Here is a 26,968-nt window from a genome sequence, read left to right as displayed (position 1 = left end):
TTCATCCATTTTTTGGAATTCATTAGTTATTTAAACGAGTGGATCGTACGTTAGATCATCTAAATGTAAAACATCTCCTGATTCATATTGTGCTAAGGTTTCTTCAAATATTCGCTGATGCTGCATCTTTCGGCGTCCGTTGGATGTTCGATCCGGTTTTTTGAAAAGTTCTTTTATGAAGCTCGAAAGACTTTTAGACCAAAAATCACTTACCCAATTGAACATTTCCAGTAATGTACCTTTATATCCTAATTTGTTTTTCATTAACAGATTTAAGCAGAATGTAATCATCGCGATGTAAATCTGGTTGAATACGGCATTTTCGCTTTGTCCGTAAAATTTTATCAAGACCAAATGCTGCTTTATCCATTTGAAAAACAATTCGATTTGCCAACGTGTACGGTAGAGGTCACTAATTTCTTGCGCGCTCACTTTTGCATCATTGCATACAATCGAAATGAGGTTGCCTTTACTATCCAATGTTTCTACCAAATGTAAAGGATGTTTCATATTTCCGATTTTCACCATCGCATCACGAATGATTGCAGAGGATGGATCTACAGGTAGTTCCTCTATCACGTGAACGATCGTATTTGCTTTAATTCTGGTGACAAATCGAATTCCGTTTGCACAATAATACTCAAATTTGCCAAAGTCGAAATAGCCGCGGTCGAATACGTGAAGCGCATCTTTACCCAAAATTAATGGGTCTAACTGTGTGACATCTGCTGGCTTTGCAGGAGTAAGAATCACGTCATTTGGATAAGAAACACCATCACAAAAATTGACGGAAGTATGTAGCTTTATTCCAGCTTTTGTCTCTCGGAAAACGGCCCATTCATATTGGCTAAGGCACATCGAGATCGTTGATGAATCGATTAAATGTATCTTTCCAAGTGCCTTATCTGCTTGCTTGGAACCGAGTTCTTGATGCAATTTTTGAACCAGATGATGCAGGATAACCTGAAAAATTTCAGGCGGTATTTCACCCAGCTTTCGTGAAAGCTGAGATTTACTAATACGCTTTATGCCAACAAGTCTTTGTACCATTTTCTTGCGTTTTACATTATCGCTTATCCGCCCAAGACTCTTTAATTCTTTCAGCTGAGCATAAATGAAAGTTCTGATAAACGTGAGTACACCAAGCTTTTTTACATATTTATCGATTTGGGCATGGTCAATCATTTTTTGTATAACTTTTGTATCCAGTGGATGAATGTATTCCTTAAATACATGTTTTATGGTATTATTGTCCATGTTAGCTCCTTATAGTTAGGGATTTGGACTGGACTACCATACCCTAATTATAAGGCTTTTTTTATGACTTTTAAAGGTTAAATTGCCATTATTGCCAAATTTCACATAAAATATATTTCTTGACTTTTATATTTTATTTTCCTGCAACGCTAGTGATTTTGGCCTAATCTTTTTTATTTTGACTTCCTGTTTATATTTTATCGACGCAGGAATTACTTTTTTGCTTATCGCCCGTTTATTGCATGGAACTGCCTTAGGGATGGCAAGCACAGCAACAGGAACCATTGTCGCCGAGGTGATACCTGGTGAGCGAAAAGGAGAAGGAATCGGCTTTTACAGCATGAGCATTACATTAGCAACAGCAATCGGTCCTTTCGTTGGGCTATACATGAGTCAACATACTAGTTTTCAGTCGATTTTTGGCTTTTGTCTTGCATTAGGAATCATTAGTTTCATCATCTCTCTCTTTGTAAAAATACCAATAGTGAAAAAGCCGGCAAAAGCTGCTGTGAGTAAAAAATGGAAGCTTTCCGACTTTGCTGAACCAAAAGCATTACCAATTGCGCTGGTTGTGCTTATCATATCTCTTGGTTACTCCAGTGTCCTTTCATTTATTAATTTCTATGCAATTGAAATCGACCTGGTAGATGTGGCAAGCCTGTTCTTTGTTGTCTACGCTGTAGCAATATTGGTATCCCGCCCTTTCACCGGACGCTTAATGGACGTGAAAGGGGCAAACTCGGTCATGTATCCAGCTTTTATTCTATTTGGAGCAGGGTTATTGCTTTTAAGTACAGCAGGAAATAGCGTGGTCCTGTTATTAGCCGGTGTACTTATTGGTTTCGGTTTTGGTAATATGCAATCAACCACGCAAGCAATCGCGGTTAAGGTGACACCACCACATCGAATCGGACTGGCAACATCAACATACTATATTTCGCTTGATGCTGGACTAGGATTTGGGCCATCCTTGCTTGGGTTGATCATCCCGTTTACTGGATACCGAAACCTTTATATCATACTTGGTGTGCTTGTCCTAGCTACTACTATTCTTTATTATTTCATGCATGGTAAAAAGGAAAGTTCGGCATGGCCACGTATCAATCCAATGGAATCAAGAAAATCAGAAGCACATTAAGCAGCGCTTTCTGGGTATTAATGTCCCAAGTAGAGATTTACACTTGGGATATTTTCCGTTCTAATTATTAACCGTTTGCCTTAAGCTTTTTAGTTTTAACCTGTGTTATTTTTCTAAGCAAATAGCCTATTTTATTATCGCTCCTTACGAAATGGACTGTTGATGGATAAAATTGCTATCAGCTGTTGATTTATCTCTCGAATAGATGTCTCGTATTTTTGACGATGCCATTCTATTAATATTCCGAGGATCGCATTTGTCTGATAACTAAGAAGATAGTCTACATTTATATCACGTTCCGCTTTCAGAAATGCTTCATCTACGGATTCCTTCATAAATGACTGTATGGTATCAAATAGCAAATAATAGTACATCATTGGTATTTGTTGATCAAAGACAATCTGATAAAAACCCTGATATTTTTTTACATGATGAAATATTTTAATCATGTCTGCTTCGATATTCTCAATCATAAAGTTCGTCTTAAGATATGGCTCCTCATAAGATTGTCTCAAATCTTCCACAATTACTTCCAGATAATGTTTAAAAACTTCATGAACATCTTTATAGTGCAGGTAAAATGTTCCACGGTTAATTTTTGCCAAGCGACATAGCTCTGCAATTGTAATAGCTTCTAAAGGCTTCGTTTTCAATAGAGTTAATAAAGCATGACGTAAGCTTTCCTGCGTTTTTATAACCCGTAAATCCTGTTTCAAGTTTTTTCACTCCATTATTGAACACTTTTATAAATAGTTGTTGATTACGCAACACTATTTGTATTTTCTGTTGTTTGTAGTTCTTTTCCCTATCCAGTATAATTTTTATTGTACACATGTTCAATAAAAATCATTAGGAGGGGAATAAATTGAAATTAACAGACAAAGTAGCCATCGTAACGGGCGCAGCTTCCGGTATGGGAAGGGAAATTGCAAAATTATATGCAAAAGAAGGTGCAAAAGTTATTGTAGCTGATCTAAACCTGGAAGGTGCCGACGCAGTAGTAAAAGAAATCACAGAGGATAATGGAGTGAGTAAAGCAGTTCAAGTAAATGTTGCAAAACAAGAAGACATTGACAACATGATTGATACAGCCGTAAATGAATATGGAACGATGGATATTCTAGTAAATAATGCTGGTATTATGGATGGATTTGAACCTGTCGGGGATATTCTGGATGAGCGCTGGGATCTAATTTTTGATATTAATACGAAAGGCGTTATGCGGGCGATGCGTAAAGCACTCTCTATTTTCCTGGAAAAAGAAAATGGCGTAATCATTAATACCGCTTCAACCGGTGGATTGAATGGGGCTCATGCGGGGGCAGCATATGGTGCTTCAAAACACGCAGTCATTGGTCTCACCAAAAATACGGCTTACATGTATGCACAGAAGGGTATCCGTTGTAATGCCATTGCTCCAGGTGGTGTAGCAACAAATATTGCATCCTCCATGAAGACTGTTAATCAGTTTGGTATGGAACGGACCAAAGCCGTGCAGGCGGTTATGCCAAGAGTAGGACAACCAGAAGAAATCGCACAAGTAGCATTATTTTTAGCATCGGACGATTCAAGCTTTGTAAACGGTACTGTGGTGACGGCTGACGGCGGATGGACTGCTGCATTCTAGAAAATCTCCAAAGAGGCCTCGTTTATATATTGGAAAGGCCTCTTTTTATCTATTTTCTTTTTGGTTAATTTTAGTGCTGTTATGCAATTACATTAATCATCATTGCACTGGGCGATTGGATGCCCAAGTTCCTGACGACAGATGATAACTATTGAAAAAAACCGGTGCAAACGCAAACTACAGGACGCAGTGATACCGAAATCCTTTTGTCAATTAGCAAGTGATATTTTCTTGAACGATAGTTAGATTTCATTTCATTTTAAACTTTACTTCACAGTTTGTAATGATGTCTAGGAAATTTAGCTAATCATTGCGAATTTTCCCGCGAATCCAGCCCCTTAACACCCTTAAACTTTTTCGTTCCTTTTTCAACCTTGCCAACTTTTCCTGCTTTAGCAACTGGTACCACGGTTAGAACGCTCAAGCCAACCGCTTCCGCCCACTCCCCGATTGTTAACTCTTCTCCTGTGAACGGATCTTTTCCGTTAAAAACCCGGTACAGATCAGTAAATCTTCCATTATAACGCCATCTTCTGTCTCGGTCGTGCGGTTAAATGGCTGGATATGGCGAATGCTTTGGTTAAATTCATGGATTTCATTTTCGTTTAACAGCCGGTTAATGGTTATTAATGTTCCATCTATTAAAAAAACCTGATTAGCACAGTGCCAATCAAGGTTTTTTTGGCTAAATTTCTTGTTTAACTAAATTTAATAACAATTCTCCAAAATTATCAGCAATTATTTCAAATGATTGATTCCTTATATCAATCCCCGTTATAAATGAAACCACCTTTGGTTCGCCATTCTTGATATTATTAAAATCAAGGCAAAAAACCTCATCACCACCCGTTTCGTAAATCACCAATAAAATATTAGGAAGTTCGCCCTCCTTTCGTTCTGTTAATGTATACCATACAGCATCTGGGACTGATGAGTTTTCCTTACTTATTATTCCAAAAATCTCCTCCGCTCCGAAATTTCCAGCTCCAAAAGATGTCAAAAAGTCTAAATATGAACCCAATTTGAATCCAAGTTTTTGTTCTGCTTGATCAATCAATTCCTCTGAACGTGGACCTACAAAATCACATAATTCTTCATTGGCCAATATAACATTTTTAGCTAATATATATTCCAAATTTATCTCATATCATCTCGCTATTAATTAAATTCATTAGATTAATAAGAATAGGACTTTACCTTTTAAACTTATTTTTATTGTTGATGTTGAAATCACAAACATACTTAGGAATAAAGCAAACGCAAAATTAACTAGGTTGTCGTACTCAAAATTATAACTAAATCAGTAATTAATCTTCTTCCCAAGCCTCTTTTGCATCTGCAAATCTTTCAGTCAAAAAGTCAGTAAATGTTTTAGCTTCAATGCTATCATAACCATCATGCTGATCCCATGATATTACAGGACACTCATTATTAATCATTTCACTTGTATCCAGGCAATATACGAATTCATCACAGTCTTCAATAACCACCAAATTTTTTTCTAACCCAAATTTCCTCAACTTCATTGTTTCATCGATTACAATGGGTTCGTTAAACCTACCAACACCTAAAATATCTACTCCAAAAATCCCACCACTACCGTATTTCCGTAAAAACCATTTATAACCATCGGGTAAAGTTACATCCAATCTATTTTCTATTTCACCCAAAATACTCTCTTCCGCACCTCCGGTAAAAAAACCTGAATCTATATTTTCACTTATAATTCTTTCAATGTCCTTTCTGCTCATAAGTAGAATCACCACCTATTAAATTCTAATTATTTTTTAATTCACTTGCTCTCCACTTCCAGTATTTTGTCCTAAAATTATTATATTGCTTTTTTAGCAGTGGATCACGTCTAAAACTTCCCCCGTTTTCTACAAGGCCATGTAACACTTTGGTATATTCCTGATGTAAAGTTTTTGGTAATTCAACCATAGATCCTGGCTCTTTTTGTATCAAATGATGTAAATCAATTTTACTTCCATCTTTCCAAATAGGAGGTCTTCCCAGTTTCATAAGTTCCAGATTGGTTAAACCTGTTTTAGGATCAACGAGTGTAATATCAATGTCCTTTCTTTTATATACTCTTCTACTAATATTTCTATTTTCACCATTGACTTTTGTAGTTCCCTTGTAGTCCATAGGTTCATAGTTTTTATATTTTTTGCCCATTTCTGTTACATTAAAACTACTGGTGTTTTTATCAATGTTTCGAATTTCATTATAACTATAAATTTGCTCCTTCGCCAACATCACACCATCAGGATTACCACCCGTAAACGCCCATACAGGCTGATTCCCAAACATATTCGCATACCGATCCGCAAAATCCTGAATTCGTGCCCGCCCTTCTGCGGTGAGGTCTTTTCCTTTTTGCTTCACCGTTCGCAATGAGCCCTTGGAAAATTCGCCAAGTTTTGCAAGCTTTTCTGAAGGGTGCAGCCCTTTAACACCTTTGATCTTTTTCGTTCCTTTAGCTACCTTGCCCACTTTTCCGGCTTTGGCAACTGGTACCAATGTCAACGCACTCCAACCAACTGCCTCTGCCCACTCACCAAGTGTTAACTCCTCTCCTGTGAACGGATCTTTTCCATTGAAAACCCGGTATAGATCATTTACACCGACAATTTCTCCGGCTCCCGTAAGTAAGTCTTCCATTGTGACGCCATCTTTTGTCTCGGTTGTGCGGTTAAATGGCTGGATATGGCGAATCCTTTGGTTAAATTCATGGATTTCATTTTTATCCAACAGACGATTAATCGTTGTTATCGCTTCGATATATGGATTTACCGGTTTTGCTGCTGGAAGCATATCATGAAGGGGTGGCATTTTCTTGTTGACATAGGTGGTTCCTTTTTGCTGCAACGCGTCGTATTCATACCCTATGGCAACCAAATCCTCCGGAGCAAGGAGACCTGCTGCTTCGTCCAGGATTGTTAAATGCTTTTTAATGATCGCTTCCTGGTCTTCATAATGACGATGCATGCGCATCAGATAATCGGCCGTTTCTTCCGTATGTACGGATAATTTTCCCACTGCTTCCCCTCCCTCTCAAAGAATGTTTTGTCTAACGTACTGCATTAATCAGGTCCATAATCGCTGGTAATCCGGCTATATTTATACGATCGATAGCTTTCCGTTGTCCCTCCATACATAGCCGCAAGATTTTCATCCGTATTGCTAAATTGCTCGGCGATCTCTGTTGCATTATCTTGGAGCGTTATGATGTTACTGCATAAAACTTCCATGAGATTAATCAATGTATCCAAATAATAATGAATGCCCGATAAGCTGGAATTGTCTATCCCCTGCTCCTCCAGTGTTCGCTTAAATAGGATTAATTTCTGCGCCATCGCCTCAGCGCTAAGTTCCTCTTCGTAAAGTGTTGCATATAACTCCTCGATACGATCCGGATCCATCTTTACTTCAACCATTCCATCACCCCATATCATCAAACATATTGCGACTTTTCTTTTCTGCATCCGCAATTTCTTGATCTGCCTGTTGTACAATGTCTACCAATATCCGAATATATTCTTCTGCCAGCTTTGCACTATCAATATAAAAATTTGCCACCTCTTGATAACTATCAATGGACTTACCAGACAACTCGGAAAATATACGGTTAAATTTGGAGGCAATATTGTTTGTAGAATCGGCGAATTTATCTACTTGTTCCTGAACGCTCGAAATCCCTTCCATTGTCTTGACCGAATCGTATTCAATGTTGGCAGTACCAGCAGTACCTTTTCCGCCCCCGCCACTAGCAACAATCATACATATCCACCTCCTGTGAGCATCCGTTTTACACTTGGATCCATTTCCGTATGATTCATGTATTGCGCATGTTTTTCCTCTGGCAACGCCAGTAACGCAACCCGATGGATATTGTAAGACGCCATTTTTTCGAATACGATTGCTAGTTTTAATGACTGTAATTTTGCCAGTAAAGCAGCATGTTTATCACTGTAATCAGCTAAAAATGTGTCCAGTGTTGTGAACAAGTCTTCAGCTGCCTCCCGAGCTTTACTGTTGTTCCAGTCTGACGAGGATACTGGTGCTGGGCAAACACTGTTAAGGCTTTCGGCACTGGACAGCTGCTGAATGACGTTTTCGATCCGGTTGATTCGCGTATCAAAATCCATGACATCATCCTCCTACTTTCACTCGACAAGTAATTCATCGTTAATTTTCCCCTTTTTTAATGGTGTCAGTTCTTCCCAGTCTTTGATAAAACGAGCGATTTCTGCTTCCTCTTCAGCGGCATAGCCAGTAAAAATGACCTCCGCAATATCCTCTTGATTAAAAAAATACACATTCTCATCCAGTACTCCAGATGGATAGATGCAGGCAATGTAATCCATATACACTTCTTCTTTACGAATAGTTTCCACGATTGGTTTCCTGCCTGTAATCATTAATTTTTGTTCACCATCGTGCAAAAGTACGACACTTCCAATTGGCAACATGTTCATCACCTCATTATTTTGTATAAAAATGACCCGCAGAAAATTGTTGTCTGTGGGTCGTGTTGGTTGGATCTGTTTCATAACTTGTAAGAAAAATGATCTAGTTCAAGGTATTTATATCTAAGTAAAAAAATGATGTTTTCGTTAACTGCAATTTTATAAAACTTTCCAAGTGTTGTAAAACAATAATTGGTTATTTTCACAAAAGTAGTACTAAAGTAATGAAACATTCGGTTTTACAAACTAATAAACTCGAAAATACTTGTATTCCATCGGTTACAATAGATTATGACGGATGTGTTGATTCTGGTAAGAAGGAAGGTTCTGTTTGGAGAAGTATGAATCTAATGGCGTATAAAACAAAAGTGGACTTACTTCCTGCTACGGTTCTCCTGACAAAAAATGTCCCAAGTGGGTGTTAATCACTCGGGACATTTTTCGTTTTGGAGTTTACCTCTACTTACCCATTAATTCATTAATTCTATCTCTCATTTCTTTCGTATATCCTTGAAGCCCCCCAGTATGAATAAATAGTATATTTTGTTGATCGTCATAATTCCCTTGCTTAATCTCATTCACCATTCCTCTGAAGCCTTTCCCTGTATACGCGGGATCAAGAACAATCCCTTCCTTTTTTGCAAAATCGATGTAAAATGCAAGCTCCTCATCTGTGGCCTTTGCATAGCCAATTCCAACATATAGATCGTTGATAAAAATACTGCCAAAATTAACTTTACTTTTATCAATGTCCTTCACAATGTGGATAATGTCTTCTTTGAATACTTCTTTTGATTCATCGACGGAATAGCCAATAATTTTCTTGTTTGAACCATCTTGCTCATTTCCGTACCAAAGACCTGCATATGTCCCACCAGAACCAACTGCAATATTAATAGAATCAAAATGAATGTTCATGTCTTCTTCCTGCTTTTTTATCTCCTCATAACAATTAATATAACCATATGAACCAATTGCGTTAGAAGCCCCTACAGGAATGACATAGACTTTTTTACCTTTACGCTCTAATTCCGCTTTCAGCTCCTCCATTGCTTCTTCACGTGAATGCCCATCACCAATTACATGCACATTAGCGCCAAGCATTTTATCCAAAAATAGATTTCCTTCAAATTCTTTTATTTCGCCTCTAAGAACTAAATGACACTCCAAATTCTCCATACTGCAAACACAAGCGGTCGCTCTAGCATGATTCGATTGAATTCCTCCAGTTGTAATAACTGTATCATACCCGTTATCAAGCGCATATTTTATGGAATACTCCAGCTTCCTGACTTTGTTTCCGGAAATTTCCGTCCCAGTAAAATCATCTCGCTTTATATAAATGTTCTTTCCAAGTTTTTGACTAGTTTTTTCCAATTTCTGTATTGGTGTATTAAGATTAGCGATATTTAACTTCTGCATTTTTTTCTGTCCTTTCTTCATCCATTATTTTTACAAATGGGGTCTATCAAGAAACATTAACATGAAAGTGGAAACGACTGCAAAGGACAACGAATAAGTTATTTCCCTCATGGATGTCAATAGCATGAGACTTTTCAGGCGATTTTCGTATTTCGCACCAATAAAACCCGGAAGCGTCCGATGCTTCCCATATTTTTTATCCCATTTTCCAGATAGGAGATCATCTTCTAGCCGCTTAGCAAGTATCTTTCTCCTCTTCTTCATTATATAAAAGGTCTCCGTATTCTAGCTATCAACCGCTCAATAATCCCGGTTAACCATGTACTTTAAGAAATGCTTGAGAAAAGTAATATTGTGTGGCACCTCTTGCAACTCTTCCATTGCAAGACAATAATGTTCCCACATCGCCTTTTTAGCGCCATCAGCACCTAAGATGGAAACAAAGTTAGCATGGTTGTTTTCCGCATCTTTCAAGGTGGGCTTTCCGAGCAATTCCAAGTCTCCCTCAACATCAAGAAGATCATCCTTAATTTGAAAAGCAATGCCGGCATGATAGGCAAATTTTTTCAAAGCTTTCATGTTTAATTCCTCTTCACCTGTGAGAATTGCTGGCATGATAAGAGAAGCTTCAAATGCTATTCCGGTTTTATAAAAGCACATCATATTTAATTGTTCCAGTGTCAATTGTTTTCCTCTGGAATCCAAATCCATCGCCTGCCCCATGCACATATCTGCAGTCAATTGGGCCGAATAGTGAATCAATCGAAGCACCCGTTTCGAATCGAACGACTTAAGAGATGCTTGTTCGCACGTCGCCTTTTGGGTTAGAAAGAGACCGGTTAATTCGGAGGTAGCAACGTTATACATCTCATGTAGGGTTGGACGTCCCCTGCGGATGGACGCATTGTCCTGGGAAGGCAGATCGTCGAATATTAAGGACGCAGTATGCATATATTCCAATGATTTCAGCAGTGGCACGATGGCAGACTTTTCTAATCCATACATGTTAACGCCCATGAACCAAGTCATAATTGGCCGTAGTCGCTTTCCCTCACCTTCCAGACTATAATTTGCAGCATCAATAAGGGCTACCTTCATCCAAGCATCCTGATCACTTTTTGGGATATGTAAGATGTTGTTGATCTGATTGCGTACGATTTCGACCGTGTCTAAAAATTCCTTCTGTTCCTTCTGTTCATTTTTCAAATTGGTAATCATATGGTCCCGAAGCAGTTTATCAAAGAAATCCACATCTTCCGCTTTTCGAACCATACGTTGTATCACACGATTGAGTTCTGGAATCCCAGAAGCAAATATATCCATGACTTCATTGTACCTTTTGGTTCCAATTCGTTTTTTATATCGTTTCAGACCGTTTATTGCACGATCCAAAATCACCTCGCTCACTTTTGGATCTGATTGATACACGTTATGGATCAAATGGGAGATAACCGTCCAATATAATTCAAAAGGATTGATAAGGTCAGAACGCTTTTCATGATACGTTAAATAATACGTATAGGGTGTCACGCCACCTTGCTTCAAGTCATCAAACATATCAGCAAAATCATCCGCTAGCTGGTTGTAGATACCATAATAGAACGTTCGGTTGTCAATACCCTCATCCTCAGAAGCACCGATGATAGATCGGACAATCAATCGGGAAGAAGCAGATTTCATGATGACCGGGGTATAAATATCGTCATTCGTGTAATTACCATTGGAAAGATCCTTTGCACGGTCCACTTCCTGGGATTTAAAAAACACATAGGATTGCTCTAGAAAATCTTTTCTTACCTCTGGCCGCTGATGGGCCTTAATATATAGAAAGGCATCTCGCAGTTCGGAATGAATATAATGGATCAGTTCCTTGTTATTTCCGGTCCATTCTCCTAATTCTGGAACAATTCCCGTGATAAGGGTGGTACGGACCAAATCAGAATATTGCTTTTCCTCTTTAGGGGATAAAATTTTGGCATCCAGAAGATCGTCAATGAAAGGATAGGTCAAACCATACGAGTAGCCAAGCCTAATTGCTTTATCGAGTCTCTCTGTACGTTCTGACTGTGGTACTTCATCCACCATCTCTTCCATTACTTGCATCACTACCCCAGCAATGATTTTAATCAGTTTCCGCTGGGCTTCTTCCGCATCCATCCCATTAGGAATATTAGCAGAAACCGTCTTTAATTTACCAATCACCCATATCAAGGTCGATTCAACGCCCTCCTTTTGCGCGAATCGGTACAATCCAGCCATGCTAAACGTTTTTTCTCCTTGGAGTTTGGACTGAGTTAGGTGACTTTTTAACCTGTCAACTGAACGCCGGATTCGGCATTGTATATCAGGTGAATCCAGTGCTTTGCCCAGATCCCGCATAAAAATATAGGAGATGCTGCGGTCTAGGTAATTATCTAGTTTGCCTTTTTTATCCAGCCACCCAATATAATGATGATAGTCTTTAGAATCAGGCTCACTCTTCCGACGCATTACAAAGGATAATAAGGAAAAATGATGAAGATGATTGTGCTTCCAGGATTTAAAATCTTTTGTCAAGGTGGTGACGTAGGTGTTTTGTGAGACTTGCTCATGAAGTAATTTAAAATAAGCAGCGGCCTTCTCCTCAGCCTGCCGATAAGATGCATCGATATTTTTTATTAACTCGTCATTCATTCTACACATTCCCTCTATTTCATGCTCGCTACTTTTAGTATGCACTATAAGAGCGTGTTCAAAAAGGAGGATAAAAAGGACCGAGAAGTTCGAGGCGGCGTAGTTTCGAGCAGCGGAATGTATGCAATCAGATACATGAGCAGCGGAGAAACAAGCCAACGAAGAAATTCGAAGTGTCATTTTTTACCGGACTTTTTGAACATCCTCTATAAATCATAATTATCTGAGACTATTTCTATAAGGTCACATTATTTAAATATAATCAACAATAACAACTTTATTACTAACAAGCTACTATTGTCACGCGTAAGCTTATCTTCAAAAAACAAGCAACGCTCCGTTACTTTAAGCGCGCACTTTCACAAACTTGGTTACATAATTAGAAAAGCGTATATTAATCCTTTTTGCATTATCTCATAATAATAATAGCTAATACCAGACCTTCCGCAAAATGACCCTGTAATGGTGTATAATTTAATTCATCAATGACATTTTGTACAGCACGTCTTTTTTCATCGGAAACATACTTATGATTATTCAACACACGTGAAACGGTAGATACCGAAACACCCACCTTTTTAGCAATATCATGTATATTGGCCATCAAAATACCCCTTTAGTGATTTTAACGGTATTGGAGTTTATGTATCTAACATTATTTTAACAACAAAGCAGTAAAATATCTCTTGCAATTAATATAATTGGTTTTGCATTAATTATCATACAAACTTCTCTTCTTTCATACCGTTGAAAGTACTTTCTTTCTCAATCCCTATGAATATTTTTACATAAGTATCCAGTCACCTTCATGTAATTTACTTAATATAATAATCAACTTCTACAGTTTTAATGGAGGAATGGTACTTTATCGACTACTGTTATGATTGCTGTCAAATTGTCAGCCTGAGAGCACCCATTTGCATTCCAAAACCCCCTTCACTATACTAATATCGTCACAATGAAAAAATAAGGAGGTAAAAAACATGCTACCGAACTTTAATGATAATCTAAAAAAATACGCCAAGCTGCTGGTCGCAAAAGGCCTCAACGTTCATCCTAGCGATTGGGTAAAAATGACCATTGCCGTTGAACAGGCTCCATTAGCGCGCTTGGTCACCAAAGAAGCTTATGCGCTTGGTGCTGAAAAAGTAATTGTGAAATGGTCTGACGAGGAAATCACGAAACAGCATTACATACACCAGTCAGAAGAAGTGTTAACTAACATTCCGCAATACGAAATTGAAGAATCCGAAGACCATGTATTGAATCACCGCGTCTGCCGGCTTTCCATTTTATCCAGTGATCCCAGCCTTTTGAATGAAGTCACCCCCTCGAAAGTCGCTGCTTATCAAAAAGTGGCTGGAAAAGCATTCAAGGCACAGCGCATTGCGACGCAAAATGATGATTTGAAATGGACCGTCGCCGCTGCAGCTGGTGCTGACTGGGCGAGAAGCGTATTCCCTCACCTTAAAACTTCTGAAGAACAGGTCGATGCCTTATGGGATGAAATCTTCAAAACGTGCCGTATCTATCACGACGATCCGGTAGCTGTCTGGGATGAGCATAAAGAAACGCTAAAGGAAAAAGCCGCAAAATTAAATGACTATCAATTTGATGCCTTGCACTACACCGCACCAGGTACTGATTTAACGCTTGGCCTACCGAAGAACCATATTTGGCAAAGTGCGGAAAGTTTTAATCCTAAGGGCGAAGAATTTATCGCCAACATGCCGACGGAAGAGGTCTTCACTGCACCCGATACACGTCGTATGGAAGGCGTCGTTCGCAGCACAAAGCCGCTAAGTTATGCCGGAACATTAATTGAAGGCATCGAAGTACATTTTAAGGATGGCAAAATCGTGGACATTTCCGCTGAAAAGGGCGATGAAGCGATTAAGAAATTGGTTCAGGATAACGAAGGTGCAACAGGCTTGGGTGAAGTTGCGCTCGTGCCAGATCCATCGCCTATTTCGCAATCAGGCATTACCTTCTTTGAAACACTATTTGATGAAAATGCATCGAACCACCTGGCAATCGGTGCGGCTTATCCGACATGCATTCAAGGCGGGACAAAAATGAGCGAGGAAGAATTACTGAAACATGGGATGAATGTTTCCACTGCTCACGTTGATTTTATGATCGGTTCTGACAAGATGGACATTGACGGTATCAAACAGGATGGAACGGTCGTTCCGGTTTTCCGGAATGGAGACTGGGCGATTTAAGTTTTTTTATTAGGAAAAGCGGAAGCGCCCGTTTAGCAACGTACAAACTGGAGCACTCCGCAATGAGATAAAGGAAACACGGTGAGCTGGAAGCGAACCGATGTTGACTTATCGTAGTGAAGGAGTGTGAAGTTTGCTAGTTGCTGGGCGCTGGAGCTGGACACGGCCCTTCTCGATCATGAATTAATATCGCTAAAAACTATATACTTTCTTTACTTTGAACAAAGGGACAGCCCTTCGCTAATATACTAAAGCGTTGAGGGACTGTCCCCAATAATTGCACGATTTCTTTTTACCATCGTCATATAGATGATAAACGCGGTCACGCTACAAATAAAAATAACAATTCCCATTGGCACGGCTGTATGATCGCCACCAATCCCTACAAGCGGGGAAACGATCCCACCTCCGCCAAACGGAAGGATGCCAAGAAAGGCTGAGGCACTTCCCGCCACCTTTCCCTGCCGCTGCATACCGAGTGAAAAACTGGTAGTGTTCACAATCCCCACACTCGCTACGACAAGAAATAATGCTGGAAGCAATACCCAAAGCGGAAATGAGAAAAGCACAACTGCTAATAACAGACAACTACCAATACATGATATCGAGACACCCACATGTAATAGGTGTGCTTCTTCGATTTTATGTGCTAATCGTCCAGTAAGCTGTGCAGCAATAATGATCCCTACACCATTCACCGCAAATACAATGGAAAATTGCTGTGGTGTGATCCCATAGATATTTTGCAAAACAAACGGTGAACCTGCTATATAGGCGAACATGCTCATCGATGCAAACGCCTGTGCCAGTGCAATTCCCATAAATACCCGGTCTTTCAGCAGGTCACGAAACGTTTTAACTGTTTCCAATAAACCTCCCTGCGCTCTTTTTTCAATGGGCAGTGTTTCCGGGAGGGTAAATATAACCGCAAGAAACATGATAAATCCGATCAAACACAAAATCACAAATACAGCATTCCACGATACCCAATTTAACACAACCCCGCCGAATAACGGAGCAAGGATTGGAGCAGCACCATTCACAAGCGCAAGCAGGGCGATAAATTGCGTCAGGTCCTTGCCAACATACATATCGCGGGCTGATGCACGGGCAATCACAATGCCTGCTGCGCCAGAAAATCCCTGAATAAATCGCAGCCCAATAAATAGCCAAATGTTAGAGCTGAATGCACAAAGAAGTGAAGCAATGGCATAAATGACCAACGTAATCACAAGTGGACGTTTTCTGCCCTGAATATCACTCAACGGTCCAAAAAGCAATTGCCCTACCGCTAATCCTAATAGACACGCAGTTATACTTAATTGGCCGAGCGATGCAGTCGTTTGTAAATCATCCGTAACAATAGGGAGTGCTGGTAAATACATGTCCATCGACAGTGGGCCAAACGCGGTAAGGAATCCTAATATCAGAACCATCCAAACCTTATTGAATCGCTTTGGTGTTTCCTGGGAATCTATCATTCTTTCCATTTCATTCATAACTTGATCGAACCTCTTTCATGTGGATAGCAATATTTTTCTATCATACCACAAAAAAAGGACCGTTCCCCCGTCACTTGCTTAGTGAGGTGGATACGGCCTTCATCGCTTTTCTTTCTTTGGGTATATCCGAAATGCTTCATTTTTTAACAAAAGAGATTCGAGTAAACTAAAATTTAGGGACGGACACTCATCTTAGCAGTCTTTCCATTCTAATCAAAACGCCCCGGATCCACCTCCGCCGCCACCGACACCAGCTCCTCCGCCTGGAGTTCCACCAGGGGATGATGCGGATGCGGTATTGTTTGCACTTTCAAAACTTGTACTAGCCGCTGCAATTGCTGTAAACAGAACCAAATCAGAACCTGCATAACTTGTTGGGGGAATAGCCTCAAGCAGCTGCTCGTTTTTCTTTTTCATTCGTTTATCATTCATCCCAACCCCGAAAATAAAAGCGCGTTTCTGGTCATCGTCCATTTGCTCATTCCATTCGTCTACATTTATTTCCGGGTATTTTTCTTTGAAAGCCTTCCATTGTTGCACGACTTTGGTACCCTTAATCGTTCTCGGGCGATAGAATAATGCAAATAAACCTAATCCTATAAATAACAGAATCGAGAAGAACACCCACATAAACAATTCATGAACTCCAAACAAAATGACGAGTGGGATTAAAAGAATGCTTGATAAACCAGCCCATACACGTATTTTTGTCTTCTTCTTATATAGATGGTGGCTTTTCACTTCATCCTGAACTGCCTGTTTCCATGTTTCGAAATCTTTTCGGTATTTGGATTGATTGGCTTTCTTCTTGGTGTATTTCTCCAGGTCTTCTAAGCGAAATACCCCATTTTTTCCGATCGTATCAAACAGCCAATGGATCAGGAAGTTCTCATGTTGGTAATCCGTATTGCGATGCACCACGTCAAAGGTATCCTCGTTCTTTCGCTTCACGTAGCCCTTCCGCACCAAATCCATTAATGCTGCCGTCAGCGCTTCCGCACCGATGATTCCGGAATTCATAAACGAGATTGTCGCAGGCATGCTCATGTCCGCTTTTGGTATAAAATAGACAGCCGGAAACCTTCGTTCCATTTCCATACCCGTTACCCGTTTTTTCTGCCAAGCATAAAAACATAATCCAAGGAAATAGAACACAAAGACACCAACAATGTATGGGGCCAGATTTGCTAAGAATTCCTTACGCTCTTCAAAAGCAGCTTGCTTCTCCTGCAGCTCTGTCTTAGCCGCCAGAATCTCCTCCCGCATCGGCTTGTCTTTTGTCAATGCGGTTCCTGGGAAAAGTTCCGCATCATAGGCAACGCGAATATTCCCGTTTGATCCCTCGGGTACCTTCCCCATTGCAAAATGAACAATGCCACCGTCGTTGATATTTGCTGTTCCGAAGGCTTCTTCATCACCAAACGCAATGACATCCTCTGTCGGCTGTGGCGGATGAACATATACATCAAACTGCTCATAATCCGATTCATTGCTCTCATCAAAAAACGGCCAGTTAAATTGTCCTACATCCGAATAGCGCTGGACACCATTTTTGATCGTATAGGTCAGATTAATCGTGACCTCCTCATCCTTCCCTTTACGATAAATTTTGTATTCATTATCATCCTGTTCTACCTTTAATTTTTTGCCGTTTTCGGTGGCTTTTACGTCGATAATTTGCGTCCCTTTTTTAGGAATCAACGTCCTTGTTATACCCTTAAACTTTCCCTCGAAGGAGTAGACTTGTACTTCCGTTACATCTACCATTCCATCTTTCTGTAAAAACGCATCAATTTTCATATGATCGATGGAATATTCCATCGCATGTGTAGTTAATGGTGAGATCATAATCGAGGCAAGTAATACGATGAGTGCTAACAATTTCTTCATTACGAAACAAAACCCCTTTCTATCTGTTCATACGAAATGGGCAATGAAAAAGTTTCAAAGGGGGTAGGAAGCTACCCCTTGGAAATCTAAGCCAATACAGCTCAAACTGATTGCTAAGCCAGCTATCACCGTTTCACCAAGATTAAGGAATTATAAATATCTGTTAAACTATCATGGTAACCCCAACCAATTCCACCAGAATCGGCTACGACTGCCCTTAAACGGTCATTAAAATGTATGAATAACGTTTCATCTTTTTCACACGCTTTGGCAACTTTATGAAACATGGACTCCATACTGTCGTAAAATTTTTCATCAATGTCACCATACGTATTCGTGAATTCTGTCCCAACCTCTACATAACACAACATTAAATCAATCGTTCTAAATAAATCTCCTGTCAGTTTTTTAAAATCACTGATGGCCCTTTTCGCTTTAGCCAGGCGCATCTTCCCAAACCCTTTTTCCGGAAAAAATTCATCCTCGATTTCCTTTTTGGCACGTTCGAATAATTCCCGGATCTTTTCTTCACCCATAAATTTCACAGACAAAAAATCCTTCACATCATCATTCAATTTATACAAATCAGCAATAACGTTAATGAGTTCTTTTTGATCATAATTCTTTAAATTCTTTTTCAACTCCGGAATTTTCAATTTAGTAACCTTAGCCATATTTGTCCCTCCAAATGGAATTTATTATCCAATTCAAGCAATTTCCCTGTTTCTATTATCTTGTTTTTAGTAGTGGATTGCAAAAAAAATAGTTAGGCATTCACAAGCTTTTCAGAAGGTCGTATGGAGGAAAACATTATATCGGTGTTGCGACAACTAATACCTGTCCAGAAAACCTTTCACAGCTTGAAGTTCCCACCCTCAAACTATCAACAAACAGAATTACCGGGTTGAAACCCTGATTAAAGAGAGAAATTAGCCGATCGGTCGTACAAAAATCCCGATCAAAAGGCGAAATAAACCGATCGATCTTGTAGAAATCCCGATCGAAAGGTGAAATAAACCGATCGATCGTGCAGAAGTCCCGATCGGAAGGGGCAAACATCCTAAAAACAACAGAATGTCTAGAGATGCCATTCATTGTGGCGACACTATGTTAATAATCTCTTTTCGCTTATTAGGCATACAACCATATAACTACCCAATAAAGGATCGGAATCGTAAATAGGCATAAAATCGTACTTAGTACCACCCCTAATGATGCAAAGGAAGTGTCAGCACCGTACTTCTGTGCATAAAGTGAAATAGTTGGTGCAGCAGGCATTCCAGAAACTAACACGGCAATGAAAAGTAACGTAAAAGGAACGGATAAAGCCATGAAAGGCAACAGTAATAAAGGAATCATTAATAGCCTGACAAGTACTGCATTCCAGAGATACCTGTTTTTTAAAGCCTGATAATAGGCAGTAAATTTTATATTGGCGATCAGACTGCCGATGATGATCATCGAAAGTGGAATTGTCATTTTCCCCACATCTTCAAGTGCGTCTGTAATCATTTCAGGAAAGCTAATTGGCAACACAAAAACGAACAGCCCCAATAGGGTGGAAAGAATTCCCGGATTTAAAAGAATTGCCTTAACGTTAGGCTTAGCCTCATTAGTAGTAAAAAGATAAATACCGTACGTCCAAATCAGAATTAAGTAACAGATATTAAATATCGTTAAATAGATAATTCCTTCTTCCCCTAAAATAATAAAACTTACTGCATACCCAATAAAGCCTTGATTCCCAAAGATGATCAAGCCCTCATAAACATTGGTTTGACCTGCTGCAAGTATGGAGCGCTTGCTCATCCAACGTGCAATAAAGATGGACATCGTCAGTATATATAGAGACATCGTAATGAGCCAAATGAATTCTTTTACGAAAGTGACAGAAAATGAAATGTCCAACGAAAACAAAATTAGTGCCGGTAATGTAATATACAAAACAACTTGCGTTAATACACCATTAGCATTTTCATTTAAAACGCCTGTTTTTCTTGCCAAAAAACCGATCAGTGCAATCACGTACAGAACCAGCATTTCACCAAAAAAAGCTATAACCGAATCCATTTAACTCCCCCCTGTTTAATCTATGCAGTTTCTGCCTAGATGGTTTATTTCCAGTACAGGGGTTGCCCACTTGTCCGTTTGAATTTTTTCCACAAAAAAAGATAACTTGAACTCGATGTACAAGTTATCTTTCACATCCTATTCAACTCGGTTAGTCCTTCAGAAAAATTACAGGATCCATTAATTATGCTTCCAAACATTCATCCATAGAACTGACCAAATCCTGTACTGCCCGTTCTCCAGCATCTTCCCACCTGCTTTTATCCAGTATATTACCGTCCCTGTCGACAGGTTCCTGAAACTGGCTAAATCCTGTTGTGGTCAGTAAAGAATTTCCATCCCAGTCCAGTCCGGTATGTACGACATGCTTTATTACATATGGTTGGCGGAACTGAATATATGTCCGGGGATGGTCCAGTTGACCCTCCAACACATCAAATGGAACGCGGATATAAATGGTTTCCCCACCTTCACGGCATAAAACCATATCAAATTTCCCTTTGTCATACTCCCAATTTCCACATAATGCGTATCCATTTGCTTTAAACATTTTATACACATTACCAAAATAAGCCCTTTTACCTTCTATTTCGGTGTTCAATTTTAACATGATTACCCTTCTCCTGCATAATTTTTCTACTAGTATTTACGTAATTTTCATTAACATACATAAACTGCCTTATATGATAACTTCACAGCCGGCAGACTGGCGTTTTACCCTTTTTACCATGTAACCATAATCAAAGAAAAACCATTGATCTACTTTTTCCTGTAGTTGATCTAATTTATTTCCGGATTGACATCTGTACAAACCTTTTAGCAAAGAAGTAGAGTAGAAAACAGGAGTTAGATATTGCCTTCTTGTCCTCGGGTTTCAGGGTTTTCCACCTTACTAAGCCAGACTTGAGGGCAATTCCTCTTCCTGTTCCCCCTCATCAAACCGTACATGAGGTTTTCCCTCATACGGCTTTCCGACGTTCTTCTTTCTTTGGCATTACGTACTTGTCTAACTCGCCAATTTCACTAATTTATATTTGGTCATTTCTATTACCTCGCCCATTTTACTGTGTTTGTGGCGTTTATTTCGTTTCCTGTTCCAAAATATTGTAAGTCGTTCAAGTACATACCAGTCGATACGATTAAGCCATTTCTTAGCTATCGGGGAAGTAAGATAGTAGTTCTTAAACCCTTGCAGCTTTCGATTCAGCCCTATTATGAGATCTTCTATGTCTAGGGACAATTTATTGTTCTTTCCCACATATTCCTTGATCTTCTCTCGCATTTTCTTCATTGCCTTTTTACTCGGTATGTGCGACATCACATGTATTTTGTAACCGCCTTTAATAAGAATAGGGAATTTTCTGTGATGAAGTCCCAAGAAGTCAAATCCATCTGTATTATCCCATATATTGACAAGCCTTGATTTCTCAGGACTAAGTGTAAGGTTCAGTTTCTTCATGATACCTCTTAATACCTGAATACTTTCCAACGCTTGTTGCTTCGTAGAGCACATAATAACAAAGTCGTCTGCATAGCGAACAATTTGCCCCAGGTGTGCAAACTTCTTATTCCAGAGTGAGTCCAATACATTTAGATAGATGTTCGATAATAGTGGCGAGATCACACCACCCTGCGGAACCCCGGTTACAGAATCACGAAAATGGCCATCTTCCATGATTCCTGCTCGCAACCATTTGCGAATGAGTTTTAGTACTCTTCTATCGCTAATTCTCATTTTCACTAGCCTCATCAGTTTATCTTGGTTGATGTTATCAAAATACCCTTTAATATCGGCATCTACCACCCAAGCAGACTTCTTACTGGCTTTCTTGATTTTCGCTATGGCTTGATGGGCATTGCGTTTTGGTCTGAATCCATACGAGCAATCTTGAAAATCTGTTTCGAATATGGGTTCTAGTACCAGTTTTGTTGCCATCTGTGCCACTCTGTCCTTAATGGTTGGGATTCCCAGTGGTCTTGTTTTCCCATTTCCTTTTGAAATATAGGTTCTTCTGACTGGATTTGGACGGAATTGATTTTCCTTTAGTTCAAGGTATAACTCATTTAAGAATTCCCTTTCCCCATAGTCATATACAATCTCATCGATTGTTTGCCTGTCGATTCCACCACTTCCATTCTTGGATTTGACTCTTTTCCATGCTTCCGCCAGTATATCAGGACGATAGATCTTATCATATAGTGCGTGAAATCGTCTCGTAGGACTTTCCTTGGCACAAAGATATAAAGTTGATCGGAGTCGTTGAGCTTTTCCATTGGTGTAGTTAGCCAGTTTTCCGGCATTCACTTACTCGTACCTCCTTTCAAACTTGTGAACGAAGTAGGGTATTGGCTTATGCCGTCCTTCCCTAGACAATGTTGTGTTGTCATCGTCATCATCGGTACTATGACCCCCTCCGACTCCCTCTCAGCCCTTCCACCACTTCACCATCGGCTTATAGGTTTCTGTTTTACTCCGTAGAGTGACCGAGGAGGGTATCCCCAGTTCCGTTAATTACTTTCCTAACATGTCGCTCCCCTTACCCCGAGAGATTCTTCAGTGCTGCTCTTCCAAGTTCTTGACACCTTCCATGGTCTTCTCCTTCCTTTGCCAGGATCGACTTCTCCTTGTCCACGTGTGGGTCTGCTGACGAGGCGGCAGGATTCACTTTTATGTTACGACCTGTTAGGTTGCTCGCACTACTGAGTGTGCTTTGTCACAAGGCTTCAACCTTAGGATTTCTCCACCAGTTACTTGTCAGCTACCAAGCGTCTTGGTACTTACTTGGGTTGGACTTTCACCAACTCGCAATTAACAGCGTGCTGGGCACGCCAAAGGCGCAAGCGCCCGGTTAGCGGCGTATGTGCTGGACTGAGCCGTAGGAGATAAAGGAAACATGCCCCTGCAAAAGGGGTATGCCGACGTTGGACGCAAAGTCCGTTTTTAGTCGGCCTTCCTTCCTACCCGAGTCGATGTTGACTTATCGTACGGAGGCGGGTGTTGCACACTAGCCGCTGGGCGCTGGAGCCGGACGTGGCTTATCCGGTTATTAAGTTATCCACAGCCGCAAAATTTTATAATTTCCCACTTGCGTTGCAGGAAAATAAAATAAAAAAGTCAAGAAATATAATTTATGTAAAATTGGGAATAATGGCAATTTAACCTTTAAAAACCATAAAAAAACCCTTATAATTAGAGTATGGTAGTCCTGTCCAAATCCCTAATTATAAGGAGTCATCCATGGACTATAATACCATAAAAACTGTATTCAAGGAATACATTCATCCATTAGATTCAAAAGTTATTCAAAAGATGATTGACCATGCCCAAATCGATAGGTATGTTAAAAAGCTTGACGTGCTAACATTTACTAATCTTTTCATCTATGCCCAGCTCCAAGGATTACCTAGTCTAGGGCGTATAAGTGAAAAAGTAAAGCGCAAGAAAAGTATACAACGACTGGTCGGCATCGAAGATATCAGTAAGTCGCAACTTTCCCGAAAGCTTGGTGCTATACCATCTGAAATATTCCAAGTTATGATGCATCATTTGGTTCAAAAGTTGCACCAGGCACTGGGTCCGCAAAAGGCTGATAAAGCCCTCGAGAAGATTCATTTGATTGATTCCTCTACTATTTCCATGTGTCTTAGTCAGTATGAATGGGCGGATTTTCGTGATACTAAATCCGGGGTAAAGCTACATACATCCATCCATTTTTGCGATGGCGTTTCTTACCCAAATGATGTGATTGTTACTCCTGCAAGACCTGCAGATGAAACACAACTGGATTCGTTAATCGTAGCCGACAAAAATACACTTCACGTATTCGATCGAGGTTATTTCAACTTTGAAAAATTCGATACCTACTGTGCGGAAGGAATTCACTTTGTCACTCGAATTAAAACCAATACCGTTGTACATGTGATAGAGGAATTACCTGTCAACCCTTGCTCTCCCATTATTCGAGAGGCAATTGTGAAAATCGGCAAAATGAAATATCCTCTACGTTTAGTAGAAACACAGGATAACGAAGGAAACAACATTTCTATTGTGTGCAATGACGCAAAACGAAGTGCACAAGAAATTGGTGATCTATACCGGACACGTTGGCAAATTGAATTATTTTTTAAATGGGTGAAACAACATTTAGTTTTGACAAAGCTTTATGGACAAAGCGAGAACGCTGTATACAATCAAATTTACATCGCAATGATCACATTTTGCTTAACCCTATTATTGAATCATCAATTAGGTTATAAAGGTACCTTACTAGAAATGCTGAACTGGATTTCCGATTTCTGTTCAGTAAAACTAACAACCTTTATTTCAGAAATATTCAAGGAACCCGACCGATCATCCAATGGTCGGCGAAAACTGCAACATCAGCGTATTTTTGAAGAGACCCTAGCACAATATGAATCAGGAGATGTTTATCATTTAGATGATCTAACCTACGATCCAATCATTTAAATAATTTACAAAAAATGGATGAAGGACTACCTCAAAAACCCTGTTGTCCTTTTTTCTTTAATAGCAAAGAAATTCAAGTCTGAATATTCCTTATAGGGAATAAATGGTAATTACCCCAAAATTAAAATGGTTGACAAGCTAGAAAGTTTTTTATGCAACGCAAGTGATAATTTCCTAGACGATAAAAAAGCAACCCGAAACAACTATCTGCTCCGGGATGCCATTTACTTACAACTTTCGGATCAACGCTTCAATTTCATTTTTGTCTAAGTCCATAACCTCGCATTGAACTACCCACCGCTTAACAAAGATCGTTTGAAGCGGGGGATTCTGAAATAATCAGACGTACACTGCTGTACGACCGCTTCCCGTTCAACTAGGAAGCGGCTTTTCTGCTTTTTAATTTCGACAAACGTTTTTGTTCCAGAGCAAAGGATGTTCAGCTAAGAGCGCCACGTCCTGTGGCAACGCTGAATTAACCCACGTCTAGCGGGCCAAGAGCACCCGAAACAAAGAATTCACCTGTTTTGTGAAACCTGTCTACATCAAAAAGCTCTGCAAGATAGAAGGCATGTGTATGCACTTTCTTCAGGTGGTTGGAAACGTACCTCCACTGCGCCCAATGATGCGCACCTATCATCTTCTCCGGTAATAGTGCACGCAACACTGGTGGAAGTTTTTCACGAAATCCCATTGCTCTTCTGGCAATTACATAACTTGCCGCCTGGTGAATGGATATCCCGAATCGTTTCATGTATTTCATTTTGCCAATTTGGCTGGTGTAGGCTGGGTTAATCTCATATACAGTCACCCCTATTTTCTCTGCTCTGGATTTAATGGCGGCGATCATTTTCTTATAAGCAAACATGGCCATTTTCCGGTTTGCCTTTTTATTGCCATACGGATTCGATACGTTGGAAGTGGTTGTATTGATTCTTTCCAAAGCAATTGGCTTGTTCGCTTTCAGGGCAATATCTACAACTCCAATCGCTTCAGCTTCGATGATCTTGGTAATTTGCCCTGACGTTTTGCCTTCCAGCTTAAATGGTAATGTGCAGGATGAAAGTAACTGACCTTTTGCATTGATGTTGGCAATGGCGAAATGATCGACATTACAATCTACGCCAATGACCCCATCGGATTTCGAATAGTTTGTTTGCGAATTGGTTTCAACATCCATCATACATTTGACTATATAGTAATCACCATGATCTTCAAGGGACCAGGCAATCGGTTTCCCATACTTTTTCTTATTTTTACAGTTCTGTTGGGTTTGGATGGCAGATGCCACTTTTTCCTGGCCATATGGGAAATGAACTTGTTCCATGTTAATGAAAACCCCACTTGGTGTTTTGAAATGGAGCTGTTTATTTTCTGTATCGTAGTTAAATACAAAATTCCCGTTTGCGGCATCTTTCCGTCCGGATAGAATCATTTTTTGGTTGCGAGATTGTTGCCATTCCTCCAGCCAAGCGTCATGATTGTCTATGTAGAAATCCTTCGTATGTTGCGATTTGAATCGCTTTTTTGAACCGAAAACAACACTTGGAATATTGGTCCGTAACTGTTTTAATTCCTCTTCTTTCCGGTTCAGCCTTGACGTCAGAAAGCCAATTCTTGTTTTGTGTTGTTGTATCGCTGGATCAAGATATGTATGTTCAAATTGATACGCATGATAATAGATGTCCGTTTTCTTTTTATAGCTTATGACAAAGTAATTGCCTTGTTTTTGTTCTCTTGCATGCTTGGGAAATTTAGGTTTGTCTTTGATGATGGATGTTTTGATTTTTCTTAAGGTGGTTAATCTGGAGCGTTCCTGTTTTAATTTCCGTTTGATGGAACGGATTTGTGCTGATTTATTTTCGATATAGATTTTTTTCAGTTCGTCCAGACTTTTTAATTGGGCGTTGGCAGCTTGAACAGCACTGTTGGCATAATAATCGTCCAATTGATATTTTTCCTTGACGTGTAAATGGATCGATTTTTCCCGCCTATTCTGGCCCGAACGTTTTTCCTTGACCAAGGTATTCAATACCAACTGTTTTGCACGGTTGAAGCGGGATAAGCTATCGCGAATAGCTTCAACAACTGAATTGGAAAGTGTATTTTTATAGATTCGATTAGAGAAATATGCTTTTGTGCTCATCCCTTAAAAGCCCCTTTTTCTTTCCATCTATATGTATTATCACACGAATACACGTTCTTGTCAAATTCAAAAAGTCTC

General features: G+C 39.7%; 23 protein-coding genes and 2 pseudogenes. 4 read left to right on the top strand and 21 right to left on the bottom strand.

Going from position 1 to position 26,968, the window contains the following annotated elements:
• Positions 1–30: 30 nt before the first annotated feature.
• The gene (locus CZ382_RS00815) at positions 31–1,257 is read right to left on the bottom strand and encodes an IS4 family transposase (protein ID WP_088049366.1); all 1,227 of its coding nucleotides are present in this window, start codon (positions 1,255–1,257) and stop codon (positions 31–33) included.
• A 160-nt stretch (positions 1,258–1,417) separates the two neighbouring features.
• On the opposite strand from CZ382_RS00815, the pseudogene CZ382_RS00810 reads away from it, so the two are divergent.
• A pseudogene (locus tag CZ382_RS00810) lies at positions 1,418–2,395 on the top strand (MFS transporter); the annotation flags it as partial.
• A 134-nt stretch (positions 2,396–2,529) separates the two neighbouring features.
• Here the strand turns inward: CZ382_RS00810 and CZ382_RS00805 are convergent.
• Positions 2,530–3,111 (bottom strand): TetR-like C-terminal domain-containing protein, encoded by a 582-nt coding sequence (locus CZ382_RS00805; protein WP_088049364.1) that lies wholly within the window; start codon positions 3,109–3,111, stop codon positions 2,530–2,532.
• 149 nt (positions 3,112–3,260) lie between these two features.
• Here CZ382_RS00805 and CZ382_RS00800 point away from each other — a divergent pair, with 149 nt between their 5' ends.
• Positions 3,261–4,022: an SDR family oxidoreductase gene (locus CZ382_RS00800; RefSeq protein ID WP_088049363.1), complete on the top strand. Its 762-nt coding sequence runs from the start codon at positions 3,261–3,263 to the stop codon at positions 4,020–4,022.
• 307 nt (positions 4,023–4,329) lie between these two features.
• Here the strand turns inward: CZ382_RS00800 and CZ382_RS24710 are convergent, their stop codons facing one another.
• The 12 genes and pseudogenes from CZ382_RS24710 to CZ382_RS00740 form a co-directional block, all read right to left on the bottom strand.
• A complete protein-coding gene (locus tag CZ382_RS24710; protein WP_088049362.1) occupies positions 4,330–4,524 on the bottom strand; it encodes a pre-toxin TG domain-containing protein in 195 nt (64 codons plus the stop codon).
• Between the two features lie 183 nt (positions 4,525–4,707).
• The gene (locus CZ382_RS00790; protein WP_250889592.1) at positions 4,708–5,157 is read right to left on the bottom strand and encodes an SMI1/KNR4 family protein; all 450 of its coding nucleotides are present in this window, start codon (positions 5,155–5,157) and stop codon (positions 4,708–4,710) included.
• A 172-nt stretch (positions 5,158–5,329) separates the two neighbouring features.
• Positions 5,330–5,773: an SMI1/KNR4 family protein gene (locus tag CZ382_RS00785; RefSeq protein WP_088049360.1), complete on the bottom strand. Its 444-nt coding sequence runs from the start codon at positions 5,771–5,773 to the stop codon at positions 5,330–5,332.
• 25 nt (positions 5,774–5,798) lie between these two features.
• On the bottom strand, positions 5,799–7,064 hold the full coding sequence (locus CZ382_RS00780) for an HNH/ENDO VII family nuclease (RefSeq protein WP_088049359.1): 1,266 nt from the start codon (positions 7,062–7,064) through the stop codon (positions 5,799–5,801).
• 44 nt (positions 7,065–7,108) lie between these two features.
• The gene (locus CZ382_RS00775) at positions 7,109–7,462 is read right to left on the bottom strand and encodes a hypothetical protein (protein ID WP_088049358.1); all 354 of its coding nucleotides are present in this window, start codon (positions 7,460–7,462) and stop codon (positions 7,109–7,111) included.
• Between the two features lie 4 nt (positions 7,463–7,466).
• Positions 7,467–7,805 carry a hypothetical protein gene (locus CZ382_RS00770; protein ID WP_088049357.1) on the bottom strand — a complete coding sequence of 113 codons (339 nt, stop codon included), beginning with the start codon at positions 7,803–7,805 and terminating at the stop codon, positions 7,467–7,469.
• A complete protein-coding gene (locus CZ382_RS00765; RefSeq protein WP_088049356.1) occupies positions 7,802–8,173 on the bottom strand; it encodes a hypothetical protein in 372 nt (123 codons plus the stop codon). Before CZ382_RS00765 ends, CZ382_RS00770 begins: the two co-directional genes overlap by 4 nt.
• Before the next feature lie 18 nt (positions 8,174–8,191).
• Positions 8,192–8,497, bottom strand: a complete 306-nt coding sequence (locus CZ382_RS00760; protein ID WP_200809505.1) for a DUF4176 domain-containing protein — start codon at positions 8,495–8,497, stop codon at positions 8,192–8,194.
• A 456-nt stretch (positions 8,498–8,953) separates the two neighbouring features.
• Positions 8,954–9,916, bottom strand: a complete 963-nt coding sequence (locus CZ382_RS00755) for a D-cysteine desulfhydrase family protein (protein ID WP_088049354.1) — start codon at positions 9,914–9,916, stop codon at positions 8,954–8,956.
• Positions 9,917–9,946: 30 nt separating this feature from the next.
• Complete coding sequence (locus CZ382_RS00750) at positions 9,947–10,180, bottom strand: hypothetical protein (RefSeq protein ID WP_088049353.1); 234 nt, start codon at positions 10,178–10,180, stop codon at positions 9,947–9,949.
• Positions 10,181–10,216: 36 nt separating this feature from the next.
• Complete coding sequence (locus CZ382_RS00745) at positions 10,217–12,598, bottom strand: polyprenyl synthetase family protein (protein ID WP_196406355.1); 2,382 nt, start codon at positions 12,596–12,598, stop codon at positions 10,217–10,219.
• 460 nt (positions 12,599–13,058) lie between these two features.
• Positions 13,059–13,193 (bottom strand): annotated as a pseudogene (locus CZ382_RS00740) (LacI family DNA-binding transcriptional regulator); the annotation flags it as partial.
• A 379-nt stretch (positions 13,194–13,572) separates the two neighbouring features.
• On the opposite strand from CZ382_RS00740, the gene CZ382_RS00735 reads away from it, so the two are divergent.
• Positions 13,573–14,814: an aminopeptidase gene (locus CZ382_RS00735; RefSeq protein ID WP_088049350.1), complete on the top strand. Its 1,242-nt coding sequence runs from the start codon at positions 13,573–13,575 to the stop codon at positions 14,812–14,814.
• A 248-nt stretch (positions 14,815–15,062) separates the two neighbouring features.
• Here the strand turns inward: CZ382_RS00735 and CZ382_RS00730 are convergent, their stop codons facing one another.
• The 6 genes from CZ382_RS00730 to ltrA all read right to left on the bottom strand — a co-directional run bounded on the left by CZ382_RS00730 (position 15,063) and on the right by ltrA (position 22,581).
• Complete coding sequence (locus CZ382_RS00730) at positions 15,063–16,313, bottom strand: multidrug effflux MFS transporter (RefSeq protein WP_088049349.1); 1,251 nt, start codon at positions 16,311–16,313, stop codon at positions 15,063–15,065.
• Between the two features lie 216 nt (positions 16,314–16,529).
• Complete coding sequence (locus CZ382_RS00725) at positions 16,530–18,206, bottom strand: DUF2207 domain-containing protein (RefSeq protein ID WP_088049348.1); 1,677 nt, start codon at positions 18,204–18,206, stop codon at positions 16,530–16,532.
• Between the two features lie 125 nt (positions 18,207–18,331).
• Positions 18,332–18,880: a DUF6155 family protein gene (locus tag CZ382_RS00720; protein WP_088049347.1), complete on the bottom strand. Its 549-nt coding sequence runs from the start codon at positions 18,878–18,880 to the stop codon at positions 18,332–18,334.
• 457 nt (positions 18,881–19,337) lie between these two features.
• Complete coding sequence (locus CZ382_RS00715) at positions 19,338–20,276, bottom strand: AEC family transporter (protein ID WP_088049346.1); 939 nt, start codon at positions 20,274–20,276, stop codon at positions 19,338–19,340.
• Between the two features lie 184 nt (positions 20,277–20,460).
• Positions 20,461–20,886, bottom strand: coding sequence for a YugN family protein (locus CZ382_RS00710; RefSeq protein WP_088049345.1), 426 nt, complete (start codon positions 20,884–20,886; stop codon positions 20,461–20,463).
• Positions 20,887–21,282: 396 nt separating this feature from the next.
• Positions 21,283–22,581: a group II intron reverse transcriptase/maturase gene (ltrA, locus tag CZ382_RS00705; protein ID WP_088049344.1), complete on the bottom strand. Its 1,299-nt coding sequence runs from the start codon at positions 22,579–22,581 to the stop codon at positions 21,283–21,285.
• A 933-nt stretch (positions 22,582–23,514) separates the two neighbouring features.
• Between ltrA and CZ382_RS00700 the strand changes: the two genes are divergently transcribed.
• On the top strand, positions 23,515–24,744 hold the full coding sequence (locus CZ382_RS00700) for an IS4 family transposase (RefSeq protein ID WP_088049343.1): 1,230 nt from the start codon (positions 23,515–23,517) through the stop codon (positions 24,742–24,744).
• Between the two features lie 475 nt (positions 24,745–25,219).
• On the opposite strand, the gene CZ382_RS00695 is transcribed toward CZ382_RS00700, so the two are convergent.
• Positions 25,220–26,890 (bottom strand): IS200/IS605 family accessory protein TnpB-related protein, encoded by a 1,671-nt coding sequence (locus CZ382_RS00695; protein ID WP_235000363.1) that lies wholly within the window; start codon positions 26,888–26,890, stop codon positions 25,220–25,222.
• Between the last annotated feature and the right edge of the window lie 78 nt (positions 26,891–26,968).

The sequence above is a fragment of the Virgibacillus dakarensis genome (genome assembly GCF_900155625.1).
GTDB classification, from domain to species: domain Bacteria; phylum Bacillota; class Bacilli; order Bacillales; family Amphibacillaceae; genus Lentibacillus_C; species Lentibacillus_C populi.
This window is presented reverse-complemented; position numbering and strand designations above follow the sequence as displayed.

Excerpts from the sequence above, each read along its gene's own strand:
- CZ382_RS00815 (WP_088049366.1), bottom strand. The coding sequence starts at position 1,257 with ATGGACAATAATACCATAAAACATGTATTTAAGGAATACATTCATCCA.
- CZ382_RS00785 (WP_088049360.1), bottom strand. The coding sequence starts at position 5,773 with ATGAGCAGAAAGGACATTGAAAGAATTATAAGTGAAAATATAGATTCA.
- CZ382_RS00775 (WP_088049358.1), bottom strand. The coding sequence starts at position 7,462 with ATGGTTGAAGTAAAGATGGATCCGGATCGTATCGAGGAGTTATATGCA.
- CZ382_RS00770 (WP_088049357.1), bottom strand. The coding sequence starts at position 7,805 with ATGATTGTTGCTAGTGGCGGGGGCGGAAAAGGTACTGCTGGTACTGCC.
- CZ382_RS00765 (WP_088049356.1), bottom strand. The coding sequence starts at position 8,173 with ATGGATTTTGATACGCGAATCAACCGGATCGAAAACGTCATTCAGCAG.
- CZ382_RS00760 (WP_200809505.1), bottom strand. The coding sequence starts at position 8,497 with ATGTTGCCAATTGGAAGTGTCGTACTTTTGCACGATGGTGAACAAAAA.
- CZ382_RS00755 (WP_088049354.1), bottom strand. The coding sequence starts at position 9,916 with ATGCAGAAGTTAAATATCGCTAATCTTAATACACCAATACAGAAATTG.
- CZ382_RS00750 (WP_088049353.1), bottom strand. The coding sequence starts at position 10,180 with ATGAAGAAGAGGAGAAAGATACTTGCTAAGCGGCTAGAAGATGATCTC.
- CZ382_RS00745 (WP_196406355.1), bottom strand. The coding sequence starts at position 12,598 with ATGTGTAGAATGAATGACGAGTTAATAAAAAATATCGATGCATCTTAT.
- CZ382_RS00735 (WP_088049350.1), top strand. The coding sequence starts at position 13,573 with ATGCTACCGAACTTTAATGATAATCTAAAAAAATACGCCAAGCTGCTG.
- CZ382_RS00730 (WP_088049349.1), bottom strand. The coding sequence starts at position 16,313 with ATGAATGAAATGGAAAGAATGATAGATTCCCAGGAAACACCAAAGCGA.
- CZ382_RS00725 (WP_088049348.1), bottom strand. The coding sequence starts at position 18,206 with ATGAAGAAATTGTTAGCACTCATCGTATTACTTGCCTCGATTATGATC.
- CZ382_RS00720 (WP_088049347.1), bottom strand. The coding sequence starts at position 18,880 with ATGGCTAAGGTTACTAAATTGAAAATTCCGGAGTTGAAAAAGAATTTA.
- CZ382_RS00715 (WP_088049346.1), bottom strand. The coding sequence starts at position 20,276 with ATGGATTCGGTTATAGCTTTTTTTGGTGAAATGCTGGTTCTGTACGTG.
- CZ382_RS00710 (WP_088049345.1), bottom strand. The coding sequence starts at position 20,886 with ATGTTAAAATTGAACACCGAAATAGAAGGTAAAAGGGCTTATTTTGGT.
- CZ382_RS00700 (WP_088049343.1), top strand. The coding sequence starts at position 23,515 with ATGGACTATAATACCATAAAAACTGTATTCAAGGAATACATTCATCCA.
- CZ382_RS00695 (WP_235000363.1), bottom strand. The coding sequence starts at position 26,890 with ATGAGCACAAAAGCATATTTCTCTAATCGAATCTATAAAAATACACTT.